We start from the raw sequence: 11,186 nt of genomic DNA, 5'->3' as shown, positions 1-11,186 counted from the left end.
TGCGTCTCGCAACCAGTGCGCCACCCAGATGGAGCGGGATCCTGCAGCTCACGCGCCCCGCGGGGCGTACATGATGACCGCGACGCCGACCAGGCAGACCAGCGCGCCCACGACGTCCCACCGGTCGGGCCGGAAGCCGTCCACGACCATGCCCCAGGCCAGCGAGCCGGCGACGAAGACGCCTCCGTAGGCGGCGAGGATCCGGCCGAAGTTCGCGTCCGGCTGGAGCGTGGCGACGAACCCGTACAGCCCGAGCGCGATCACGCCCGCGCCGATCCACGCCCAGCCGCGGTGCTCGCGCACCCCCTGCCAGACCAGCCAGGCCCCGCCGATCTCGGCCAGCGCCGCGAGCGCGAAGAGCGCCAGCGACCGGGCGACGGTCACTCCTCGACCGCCGCGAGGAACCTGCGCAGCGTCTCCAGGAAGACCTCCGGCTGCTCGGAGTGCACCCAGTGCCCGGCGTTCTTGATCCGCACCAGGCGGGTGGTCGGGAACAGCTCGTCCATGCGGGCGCGGTCCTCGGGCAGCACGTAGTGCGAGTTCGCCCCGGCGACCCACAGCACCGGCCCGTCGTAGGTGGCGCCCGCCGGCGGGTCGGGGAAGCGCCGCAGCTCGCCCAGGTCACGCGCCAGGAGCTCCAGGTTCAGCCGCCAGCGCCAGCGCCCGTCGGCCCCCAGCCCCTCGCGCACCAGGCTCTGCAGCAGGAAGCTGCGCACCATGCGGCTGGGGACGGCGGCCTTCAGCGCGGCGTCGGCGTCCTCGCGGGTCCTCAGCGACTCCAGGTCCACCGCGCGCATGGCGGCGATGAACTCCTCGAACGGCGAGGCCTCCTCGTCGGGGTCCTCGGTCCGCCCGCCCTGCAGGGGGTACTCGACCGGGGCGATGTCGACGACGACCAGCGCGCGCAGCAGCTCCGGCCGGCGCAGAGCCAGCTGCATCGCCACCTTGCCGCCCATCGAGTGGCCGACCAGGGTGACCGGCTCGCCGAAGGACTCGAGCTCGGCGGCGACGAGCCCGGCCATGTCGAGGTAGTCGACCCGCTCGGTCCAGGGGGAGTGGCCGTGGTTGGGCAGGTCGACCAGCGTCACCCGGTGCCCGTCGGAGAGCCCCTTCGCGATCGTGGTCCAGTTCTTGCCCTGGCCGAACAGGCCGTGCACGAAGACGACCCGCGAGCCGGCCTCCCCCAGGGTGCGCGCCGCCAGGCGCTCGTCGGCGGCGGTCTCCTCGGTCACCCGGCGATTCCACCAGACGGGCCGTCGGTGCCGCGGCATACCGTGCCGGGGACGAGGGGGAGCACCGACGCATGCCAGGACGACGGCGGAGCACGAGCACCAGCAGCCGCAGTACCAGGACCACCGCCACGAGCAGCCGCACCCGGAAGGCCGCACCGCGGAAGGCGGCCACGAGGAAGGCCGCACCGGAGCCGCCCACCGCCGGGCCGGGGGAGCGGGTGTGGGTGCTGGCCGTGCCGTTCCGCGCCCCGGCGCCCGGCGCCGTCTGGCATCCCGAGCTGCAGGCCCATGTCTGGGTGGGCCGCGAGCTGCCGCCGGAGCTGGCGCCCTACGACCCGCCCGCGTACAGCCTGGAGCGGTTCCTCGAGGACGAGCTGAACGAGACGCCGCGCCCGCTGCCGGTCACGCCGGCCCTGGTGCCGCGCGAGCCGCAGGAGGCCGGCGCCGCGGTCGTGGCCGCGCACGCCGCAGCGGGCGGCCGGGTCTTCCTGCTGGGCGACGACCCCGGCGTGGGCAAGACCGGGACGGCGATCCTGGCCGTGCACGAGATCGCCGCCCAGCGGCCGGTCCGCACCGTGCTGGTGGTCGCCGACCGGCCGGCCGCGATCACCATCCCGCACTGGGCCCGCTCGATCGCCGGGTTCGGCGACGGCGGGCTGCGCTGGTGCGTCACCACCTGGGACCGGCTGGGCAAGGTCGCCACGCTGCGGTTCGACGTCGTCGTCGCCGACGAGGCGCACATGGTCCGGCACACGACGACGCAGCGCTGGAAGCACTGGAAGGCGGTCTCCGGCGCCGCCCGGGTGAAGGACACCCCGTACGTGCTGGCCGCGACCGCGACACCCGCGCACACCCCGCTGGAGCTGCCCTACCTGGCGCCGGAGCTCGCCGCCCGGCACGGGGAGCCGATCAAGGAGTGGGCGGACCTGCCCAAGGCGCTGGACCGGCACGGGTTCCACGTGGAACGTGGCCGCTACGGCTGGCAGTGGACCGAGGACCCCGACGCCCGGCGGGCCGACCTGGCGCGGCTGCAGTCCTGGCTGGCCGACGCCGACCCGCCCGCCACGCTGCACCGGCCCGCCCCGTGGGGCCCGGTGTCGGTGACCGGCACGCCGGTCCTGCTTACACCGGCCGAGCGCGCCCGCTACGAGGCGGAGTGGTCGGAGTTCCGCGCCGAGATGCAGCTGGCCCGCCGCGGCCGACAGACCGCCCGCGGCCGGGCGGCGCTGCTGCGGTTCCGGCAGAAGGCCGGGCTGATCCGCGTGCAGGCGACCGTCGACTGGGTGAAGGCCCAGGTCGAGGCGGAGCGGCAGGTCGCCGTCTCGGTCGAGTTCGTGGAGACGGCAGCCGACCCCATCCGCGAGGCGCTGCTCGACGCCGGCATCCCGGTGGCGGCGATCTTCGGTCGCGACCGGTTCGACGTCGAGGCCGAGCGGCTCCGGTTCCAGCGGGGCGAGGCGGCGGTCTGCGTGTTCACGGTGACGGCGTCGATCAGCCTGCACGCCGGCGAGCTGCTGCCCGGCGGCTCGCACGCCTCGGAGACGCCCAGGGTGGGGCTCTTTCACCAGCCGCGGTTCTCCGGCATCCAGGCGCGGCAGGTCACCGGGCGCACGCACCGCGACGGGAGGACCTCGCCGTGGCGGGTGGCGTTCGCCGCGGACACCGTCGAGGAGCAGGTGGCGAAGGTGATGGTGGAGCGGCTGGCGGTGAGCGGCTCCACGGCGGGCGCGGACACCGCGTCCCTCCAGGAGATCGCCGAGCTGCTGGACGCCGACTGGCTGCCGGCCGCGGCGCTCACGGAGGGCTGAGCGCGGGGCGGCACCCCGTTGCCGCGGCCCTGGGGTGTGGCTACGGTCACAGGACCAGCCAGGCCCGGATCCCCCCCGCGGAGCCGTCCCGGACGCCGCACCACGACGCGGAGGAGGCACCGGCGTGGAGCCCCTCGGCCTGTGGACCGTCTTCGGCAGCGAGCTCGCCGGCACGTTCGTCCTGATGCTGCTCGGCGTGGGCGTGGTCGCCAACGTGAGCCTGGTGAAGACCTACGGCAACGCCGGCGGCATCCTCACGATCGCGTTCGGCTGGGGGCTGGCCGTCTTCGCCGGCGTGTACGTGGGCGCCAGCTCCGGGGCGCACATCAACCCGGCGATCACCGTCGGCCTCTGGGCCAGCGGCGTCGACGAGTACGCCCCCGGCGTGCCCGTCACCTGGGCGAGCACGGCCGTCTACGTCGTCGCCCAGCTCCTGGGCGCCTTCGCCGGCGCCGTCTGCGCGTGGGCGGCCTACCGCCGGCACTACGACGACCCGGAGAACGAGCCGGGCGCCGCCCTCGGCACCTTCTCGACCGCGCCCGCGATCCGCAGCATCCCGGACAACGTGCTCACCGAGGTGATCGGCACGTTCGTCCTGGTCTACGTCGTGCTCCGCTTCGGTGACACACCCACCGAGGTCGGCCCCCTGGCGGTCGCCCTGCTGGTCGTCGGCATCGGCGTCTCGCTCGGCGGCCCGACCGGCTACGCCATCAACCCCGCGCGTGACCTGGGCCCGCGCGTGGCGCATGCCGTGCTACCCATCAGGGGAAAGGGCAGCAGCAACTGGGGCTACGCCTGGGTGCCCGTCGTCGGCCCGCTCGTGGGCGCGGTCCTCGCCGGCCTGTTCTCGCACGTCTCGATCTGACGCCGTCCGTCCGCTCCGGAGGAGAAGACCCCATGGCAGACCAGTACGTCGCCGCCATCGACCAGGGCACGACCAGCACCCGCTGCATGCTCTTCGACCACGACGGGAACGTCGTCTCCGTCGGCCAGAAGGAGCACCAGCAGATCTTCCCGCGGGCCGGCTGGGTCGAGCACGACGCCATGGAGATCTGGCGCAACACCCGCGAGGTGGTCGGGCAGGCCATCGCCCGCAGCGACGCCGGCGCGCACGACATCGTCGCCATCGGCATCACCAACCAGCGCGAGACCACGGTCGTGTGGGACCGGAGGACCGGAGAACCGGTCTACAACGCGATCGTCTGGCAGGACACCCGCACCGGGAAGATCATCGAGGAGCTCGGCGCCCTCGGCGGCGGCGCGGACCGCTACAAGGACAAGGTCGGCCTGCCGCTGGCCACGTACTTCGCCGGCCCCAAGGTCCGCTGGATCCTCGACCACGTCGACGGGGCCCGGCAGCGCGCCGAGAACGGCGAGCTGCTCATGGGGACCATCGACTCCTGGCTCATGTGGAACATGACCGGCGGTCCCGACGGCGGCCAGCACCTCACCGACGTCTCGAACGCCTCCCGCACGATGCTCATGGACTACCGGACGCTCGCCTGGGACGAGGCCATCGCCGAGGAGATGGGCATCCCCGTCGCGATGCTGCCGGAGATCCGGTCGAACTCCGAGGAGTACGGGCGGGGTCGCAGGTCCGGCTTCCTCGCCGGCGTGCCCATCTCCGGCTCCCTCGGCGACCAGCAGGCGGCCACCTTCGGCCAGGTCTGCTTCGAGCGCGGGATGGCCAAGAACACCTACGGCACCGGCAACTTCATGCTGCTCAACACCGGCGAGGAGGCCGTGCCGTCGCAGAACGGCCTGCTCACCACCCTCTGCTACCAGCTGGGCGACGCCAAGCCCGTCTACGCGCTGGAGGGCTCGATCGCCGTCACCGGCTCGCTGGTCCAGTGGGTGCGGGACAACCTGAAGATGATCTCCAGCGCCCCCGAGATCGAGGACCTGGCCCGCGAGGTGGACGACAACGGCGGCGCCTACTTCGTGCCGGCCTTCTCCGGGCTGTTCGCCCCGCACTGGCGCGCCGACGCCCGCGGCGCCGTCGTCGGGCTCACCCGCTTCGTCAACCGCGGCCACCTCGCCCGCGCGGTGCTCGAGGCGACCGCCTTCCAGACCCGCGAGGTCCTCGACGCGATGAACGCCGACTCCGGGGTCGACCTCACCGAGCTGCGGGTGGACGGCGGGATGGTCGGCAACGAGCTGCTCATGCAGTTCCAGGCCGACCTGCTCGACGTCCCGGTCATCCGGCCGAAGATCGCCGAGACCACGGCGCTGGGCGCCGCCTACGCCGCCGGCCTGGCCGTGGGCTTCTGGAGCGACCTGGACGAGCTGACGGCCAAGTGGTCCGAGGACAAGCGCTGGGAGCCGCAGATGGCGCCCGAGGAGCGGGAGCGGTACTACCGCAACTGGCAGAAGGCGGTCACCAAGAGCCTGGACTGGGTGGACGACGACGTCAGCTGAGCTACTCGCCGACCTCGCCGTCGACCGCCTCGCGGATGAGGTCGGCGTGGCCGTTGTGCCGCGCGTACTCCTCGATCATGTGGACGACGATCCAGCGGAGGCTCGGCACCCGGCCGTCCCGGTCCGGGACGGCGGCGAGGCGGTCCAGGCCGCCCTCGGCGAGGGCCTCGGCGACCAGCTCGCGTGAGCAGGCCACCGCCGCCGCCCACCGCTCCCGCAGGTCCTCGGGCGGGTCCGCCGCGGCGGAGTTCCAGTCGTGGTCGGGGTCGGCGTCCCACGGCCCGCCCTGGCGCGGGCGCTCGCCGCGGCCGTGCAGCCGGTACCGGAACCAGGAGTCCTCGACGACGGCCAGGTGCTTGAGCAGCCCGCCCAGGGTCAGCGTCGAGGCGCCGACCGTGGCCCGCAGCCCCTCGGCGCCCAGCCCGCGGGTCTTCCAGGCCAGCGTCGCGCGGTGGAAGTCGAGGAAGCCCAGCAGGGTGGCCACCTCGTCCCCGGCCTCCGGCGGCTCGGGTCGGCCCTGCTCGTCGGTGCTGGCCATCGCGGCAACCTAGCGCGACCGGTGCCCGGACCGCGAGTGCAGCACCCGCCACGTCCCGGGTAGGTTCGCGGGCGTAAGTGGCACGGGGTGTCCCCGACCGGGGACTGAGAACACACCCGTCGAACCTGCTCCAGTTCGTACTGGCGAAGGGATGTCACGGCGTGGATGCCGACGATCTGCGCGCTGCCCTCGCGGGCCTGCGCGCCTCCGCACCTCTGGTGCACTGCCTCACCAACACCGTCGTCCAGACGGTCACCGCCAACACCCTGCTGGCCGCCGGCGCGGCCCCGGCGATGGTCGACGCACCGCAGGAGGCCGGGGACTTCGCCGCCGTCGCCTCCGCGGTCCTGGTCAACGTGGGCACCGTCCACGCCCGGACGGCGGAGGCCATGCTGCTGGCCGCCCGCTCGGCCGGCGCTGCCGGCACCCCGTGGGTCCTGGACCCGGTCGCGGTCGGCGGGCTGGTCTACCGCACGGAGCTCGCCGGTGAGCTGGCCGATCTGAGGCCGGCGGTCGTCCGCGGCAACGCCTCGGAGGTCCTCGCGCTGGCCGGCGCGGGCGGTGGTGGCCGCGGCGTGGACAGCACGGCGGCGGTGGACGACGCCACCGCCGCCGCAGCCGCGCTGGTGGGCCGCACCGGCGGCGTGGTCGCCGTCAGCGGCCCGGTCGACCTCGTCACCGACGGCACGCGGACCGTGCGGGTCGGCGGCGGCTCGGAGCTGCTGACGCGGACCACCGGCGCCGGCTGCGCCCTGGGGGCGCTGGTCGCCGCCTACGTCGCGGCCACCGGGGACCCGTTGCTGGGAACGGTGGCCGCGCACGCGCACGTCGCCGTCGCCGCCGAGCGCGCCGCCGCCACCGCCGCCGGTCCGGGGACCTTCCTCGTCCACTGGCTCGACGCGCTCGCCGCGGTGGACGGGGATGCCCTGGCGGCCGCCGACGTCCGGGCCGAGGCGTGAGGCCGCCCCTCGACCCCACCCTCTACCTGGTCACCGACACGGTGCTCTGCCGGCCACGTCCCGTGGCCGACGTCGTGCGGGCGGCCGTCGCCGGTGGGGTGACCGCGGTGCAGGTGCGGGACAAGGAGGCTGCGCCGGCCGACCTCCTCGAGCTGACGAGGGCCGTCGGCGCCGCGCTGACCGGGTACGACCACGTGCGGCTGATCGTGAACGACGACGCCGAGGTGGCGCTGCGGTCCGGCGCCGACGGCCTGCACGTGGGGCAGGACGACCTGCCGGCCGCCGAGGCGCGCGCCCTGCTGGGGCCCGACCGGCTGCTGGGCGTCAGCGTCTCCTCCGCGTCGGAGCTCGACGCGCTCCTCACCCTGCCGGCGGGCACGGTCGACCTGGTGGGACTCAGCCCGCTGTGGGCCACGCCGACCAAGCCCGACACCGCCCCCGCGCTCGGCCTCGACCAGGTGGCCACGCTGGCGGCCACGGCCCGGGAGGGCGGGATCCGGTCGGTGGGGATCGGTGGGATCGGTCCGGCACGGGCGGCCGAGGCGGCGGCCACCGGTGTGGACGGCGTCTGCGTCGTCTCCGCCGTCTGCACCGCCGGCGACCCGGGGGCGGCGGCCCGGGAGCTGCGCAGGGAGATCGCCCGCGGCCGCACGGGAGCACGGTCGTGACCGCCGCCGTGGCGCTCGCCGTCGCCGGCAGCGACCCCAGCGGCGGGGCCGGGATCCAGGCCGACCTGAAGACCTTCAGCGCCCTGGGCGTCTACGGCACGGCCGTGCTCACCGCGCTGACTGCGCAGAGCACGCGGGGGGTCACCGGGATCCACCCCGTACCGGCGGAGTTCGTCGCACAGCAGCTGCGCACGCTGCTGGACGACGTCGAGGTGCACGCCACGAAACTCGGCATGCTGGGTTCTGCCGAGGTCGTGGGCGCGGTGGCCGAGGTGCTGGCGGAGCGCCGGCCCGGTCCGGTCGTCTGCGACCCCGTGATGGTGGCGACCAGCGGGGACCGGCTGATCGACGCAGCCGCCGTGGAGGCGGTGCGCACCGTGCTCGTGCCGGTGACCGACCTGATCACGCCCAACGTCCCCGAGGCCGCAGCGCTGCTCGACCGCGCGCCGGCAACCGACGAGGAGGGCATGGTCGAGCAGGCGCTGGCGCTGCTGGCCCTGGGCTGCGGGGCCGTGCTGCTGAAAGGCGGTCACCTGGACGGCGCCGAGAGCATCGACGTCCTCGCCGACCGGAGCGGTGTCCGGGTCACCCGCCGGCCACGGGTCGCCACCACCGCCACCCACGGCACCGGCTGCACGCTGTCGTCGGCGATCGCGGCACTCGCGGCCCGTGACGGCGGGGACGACTGGCTCCCCCGCGTCGACAGCGCCCGCGACTACCTGCACCGGGCGCTCTCCGCCGGCGAGAGCCTCGGGATCGGTTCGGGGCACGGCCCGGTGCACCACTTCGCCGGGATCTGGCCGGCGTGACGTCGTTCAGCGACCGCGCGTGGGCGGCGACGTCGGAGCTGCGGGCGGCCATCGACCAGCTGCCGTTCCTGAGCGAGCTGGGCGCCGGGACGCTGGCCCGCGCCGCCTTCCGGCACTACCTCGAGCAGGACGCGCTCTACCTGGCCGGCTACGCGCGGGCGCTGGCCCTCCTGGCGGCCCGGGCACCGGACGCGGGAGCGGCGGCGTTCTGGGCCACGTCCGCGCACGGGTGCGCCGTCGTGGAGGGGCAGCTGCACACCGACCTGCTCGCCGAGGACCTGCTCGGGACGTCCGCGGGTCCGGCGTCCGCGTCACCCACGTGCCTGGGCTACGTCTCCTACCTGGTGGCGACGGCGGCCACGGCGCCCTACGCGGTCGGCGCGGCGGCGGTGCTGCCCTGCTTCTGGGTGTACGCCGACGTAGGCGCACGGCTGGCCCGGCAGGCCGCGACGGCGCCCGGCCACCCGTACCGGCGCTGGGTCGACGCCTACGCCGAGCCCGGCTTCCAGGAGGCCACGAGGCGGGCCCGGGCCCTCACCGACGCGGCTGCGGCGACCGCCCCCCAGGACGAGCCCGCGATGCAGCAGGCGTTCACCACCGCCGTCCGGTACGAGCACGCGTTCTGGCAGGCCGCCTGGGACCGCGAGCAGTGGGGCGTTCTCCGGCCCCGCCCCGCGGCCCCGTCGACAATGGAGGGGTGAGGCGAGAGGCGAGCATCCTGCACCTCGACCTCGACGCCTTCTTCGCCGCGGTCGAGCAGCGGGACAAGCCCTCGCTGCGCGGACGGCCGGTCGTCGTCGGCGGCGTGGGCGGGCGCGGCGTCGTCGCCACGGCGTCCTACGAGGCCCGGGCCTACGGCGCCCGCTCGGCCATGTCGACGGCGGAGGCCCGGCGCCGCTGCCCGCCGGGCACGGCCTTCCTCGGCGGCCGGTTCGCCGCCTACCGGCGCACCTCCGACGTCGTCATGGGCCTGCTGCGCGAGCTCTCGCCGCTGGTCGAGCCGGTGTCCATTTCTGTCTGAACTAGGCGTGTCGTTGTACCGACCTGTCGCACCCCCCTGCCAGGGTGTCGATCATGGTCGAGTGGCGGCTGGTGTGGGTGTCGCCCCAACGGACCCCTGCGCCTGTTGAGGCGCTGTGGGACGAGGGGCAGTTCGAGCGCGCCCGCGCCCTGGCCCAACTCGACCGTGAGCCCTACGCCGTGTTCGTTCCGCCCAGCGGTGTCCCTGACCAGCGCCTGCTGCGCTACACGACGGACCACTTGGCCAACTACGCGGTCGACACTCAGCGGACCTACGCGACTGAGATCAGGGTGTGGCTGAACTTTCTCGTCGACACCCGAGGGGAGACCGACTGGTGCAGGGCGACGAGCGACGACGTGCGCAACTTCGAGTTCTTCCGGCGGCGTGACCGCCGTCGGTTGGAGACCGAGGACAGTCGCGGCCGCAAGAAGACACTCATCACCGGGTCGTCGTGGGTCAAGGTGCTGGCAGCGGTGTCATCGCTGTACCGGTGGGCAGCCAGCGACAAGTTGATCACCGCGAGCCCTGTAGTGATGAGCAGCGGGGGACCGCGTCGAGGCTCGCGCCACGACAGGCCGTCAACACCTCGGGCGGAGCAAGCACCGTCGAACGCGAGGAAGTCGAACGTCCGGTGGTTAACCCGCCGCGCGGTCGAGCGGTGGCGCCAGATCGGCTTCGAGGACTACGGGGCGAACGGACTGCCTCGTGGCGTCGAGCGTGTACGCACGCAGGCTCGCAACGTCGCCTTCGTCAACCTGCTGTACGGCACTGGGATGCGCCGCAAGGAGGGCGGCGCGCTGTTGACCCTGGAGATTCCGGCCGACGAGGGCACCCGCAGCATGGTCACCGGATGGGTGCCCGAGGCCCTAGGGAAGGGCGGCAAGGGGCGCTGGTTCTACCTCGAACGGCGCTACGTACGGGGACTGCACGCCTACATTCGCTTCCAGCGGCAGCAGGCCGTACAGCGAGCCCAGGCGCAGGGTCGCTATGAGCGCGTTGAGGACCGCCTGCTGCTGGTGGCGGTGCATGGCTCCGGGAAGGGGACCGAGGTCACCACGCTCGACCCTCGGGAGCCAACGGCAGAGCCGGTACGGCAGCGGCTGGACGACCTCTCAGCCGCCGATCGCATGCGCCTCTACCGAGAAGTATCCACGGAGCGCGGCGCGGTGCTGGAGCCCCTGTGGCTGTGGCTGAAGGACGACGGCACACCGCTCCCCTACCGCGAGTGGGACGGCATCTTCCGGGCCGCGAACGAGCGATTGAAGCGGGAAGGCGTTGCCCTCTTCGCGATGCCGCACATGCTGCGCCACTCCTACGCCCTACACATGCTCATCGCCGCTCAGCGCGCGTACCTGATCGACAGCGGCCTCGACGCCGAGGAGCGCCGTCGGTATCAGCGACTGTTCGGCAACGTGTGGGAGTTGGTCCGCGACCTGCTGGGCCACGCCGACGTCACAACGACCAGGAACTGGTACCTGGAGCCAGTACGGGGTCTCCAGATGGAGTGGCTGATGGACATGATCCATCAGCCCGACGGAGAGAACAGCCCGGTTCGTGACGTCAAGGCCCTCGAAACGCTCGTCCGCGAGACAGCCAAGCCGGACGCGGATGCGTCTCCCGCCGACGACATCGATGCCTTCGAAACTCTGGTCAGCCAGCGGTCCCACCGGGTCCTAGACGTGGCCGGGGATGAAGCCTGATGCCTCGGGACACGCGCACCGACCGGGCGCCCA

The 11,186-nt window shown here is 73.8% G+C and carries 12 protein-coding genes and 1 riboswitch; of the genes, 9 read left to right on the top strand and 3 right to left on the bottom strand.

Features of this window, described 5'->3' with window-relative positions; genetic code table 11:
• Positions 1 to 48 precede the first annotated feature (48 nt).
• A complete protein-coding gene (locus E4P43_RS09045) occupies positions 49 to 384 on the bottom strand; it encodes a YnfA family protein (protein ID WP_135145123.1) in 336 nt (111 codons plus the stop codon).
• Positions 381 to 1,232, bottom strand: coding sequence for an alpha/beta fold hydrolase (locus E4P43_RS09040; RefSeq protein ID WP_209313804.1), 852 nt, complete (start codon positions 1,230 to 1,232; stop codon positions 381 to 383). Before E4P43_RS09040 ends, E4P43_RS09045 begins: the two co-directional genes overlap by 4 nt.
• A 71-nt stretch (positions 1,233 to 1,303) precedes the next feature.
• Between E4P43_RS09040 and E4P43_RS09035 the strand changes: the two genes are divergently transcribed.
• From E4P43_RS09035 to glpK, 3 genes are all read left to right on the top strand, one after another.
• Positions 1,304 to 3,040, top strand: a complete 1,737-nt coding sequence (locus E4P43_RS09035) for a helicase (RefSeq protein ID WP_135145121.1) — start codon at positions 1,304 to 1,306, stop codon at positions 3,038 to 3,040.
• 124 nt (positions 3,041 to 3,164) lie between these two features.
• Entirely contained in the window at positions 3,165 to 3,905 is a 741-nt protein-coding gene (locus tag E4P43_RS09030; protein ID WP_245159029.1) for an MIP/aquaporin family protein, read from the top strand.
• Between the two features lie 32 nt (positions 3,906 to 3,937).
• Positions 3,938 to 5,458, top strand: coding sequence for a glycerol kinase GlpK (glpK, locus tag E4P43_RS09025; protein WP_135145120.1), 1,521 nt, complete (start codon positions 3,938 to 3,940; stop codon positions 5,456 to 5,458).
• Position 5,459: 1 nt separating this feature from the next.
• Here the strand turns inward: glpK and E4P43_RS09020 are convergent, their stop codons facing one another.
• Positions 5,460 to 5,996: a DinB family protein gene (locus E4P43_RS09020; RefSeq protein ID WP_135145119.1), complete on the bottom strand. Its 537-nt coding sequence runs from the start codon at positions 5,994 to 5,996 to the stop codon at positions 5,460 to 5,462.
• Between the two features lie 73 nt (positions 5,997 to 6,069).
• Positions 6,070 to 6,165: riboswitch (TPP riboswitch) on the top strand.
• Between E4P43_RS09020 and thiM the strand changes: the two genes are divergently transcribed.
• The 6 genes from thiM (at position 6,158) to E4P43_RS08990 (ending at position 11,153) form a co-directional block, all read left to right on the top strand.
• Positions 6,158 to 6,955, top strand: coding sequence for a hydroxyethylthiazole kinase (thiM, locus tag E4P43_RS09015; RefSeq protein ID WP_135145118.1), 798 nt, complete (start codon positions 6,158 to 6,160; stop codon positions 6,953 to 6,955). (Overlaps the previous riboswitch by 8 nt.)
• Entirely contained in the window at positions 6,952 to 7,623 is a 672-nt protein-coding gene (gene thiE / locus E4P43_RS09010; RefSeq protein WP_135145117.1) for a thiamine phosphate synthase, read from the top strand. The genes thiM and thiE overlap by 4 nt, the downstream gene beginning before the upstream one ends.
• On the top strand, positions 7,620 to 8,432 hold the full coding sequence (gene thiD / locus E4P43_RS09005; protein WP_135145116.1) for a bifunctional hydroxymethylpyrimidine kinase/phosphomethylpyrimidine kinase: 813 nt from the start codon (positions 7,620 to 7,622) through the stop codon (positions 8,430 to 8,432). The genes thiE and thiD overlap by 4 nt, the downstream gene beginning before the upstream one ends.
• Positions 8,429 to 9,133, top strand: a complete 705-nt coding sequence (locus E4P43_RS09000; protein ID WP_209313803.1) for a TenA family protein — start codon at positions 8,429 to 8,431, stop codon at positions 9,131 to 9,133. Before thiD ends, E4P43_RS09000 begins: the two co-directional genes overlap by 4 nt.
• Positions 9,130 to 9,453 (top strand): hypothetical protein, encoded by a 324-nt coding sequence (locus E4P43_RS08995; protein ID WP_245159028.1) that lies wholly within the window; start codon positions 9,130 to 9,132, stop codon positions 9,451 to 9,453. The genes E4P43_RS09000 and E4P43_RS08995 overlap by 4 nt, the downstream gene beginning before the upstream one ends.
• A 53-nt stretch (positions 9,454 to 9,506) precedes the next feature.
• Entirely contained in the window at positions 9,507 to 11,153 is a 1,647-nt protein-coding gene (locus tag E4P43_RS08990; protein ID WP_245159035.1) for a tyrosine-type recombinase/integrase, read from the top strand.
• The last annotated feature ends 33 nt before the right edge of the window (positions 11,154 to 11,186 follow it).

Source organism: Blastococcus sp. TF02A-35 (genome assembly GCF_004571075.1).
GTDB lineage: Bacteria > Actinomycetota > Actinomycetes > Mycobacteriales > Geodermatophilaceae > Blastococcus.
This window is presented reverse-complemented; position numbering and strand designations above follow the sequence as displayed.

Bases quoted from the DNA above. Each gene is read 5' to 3' on its own strand.
- E4P43_RS09035 (WP_135145121.1), top strand. From the start codon at position 1,304: ATGCCAGGACGACGGCGGAGCACGAGCACCAGCAGCCGCAGTACCAGG.
- E4P43_RS08990 (WP_245159035.1), top strand. From the start codon at position 9,507: ATGGTCGAGTGGCGGCTGGTGTGGGTGTCGCCCCAACGGACCCCTGCG.
- glpK (WP_135145120.1), top strand. From the start codon at position 3,938: ATGGCAGACCAGTACGTCGCCGCCATCGACCAGGGCACGACCAGCACC.
- E4P43_RS09020 (WP_135145119.1), bottom strand. From the start codon at position 5,996: ATGGCCAGCACCGACGAGCAGGGCCGACCCGAGCCGCCGGAGGCCGGG.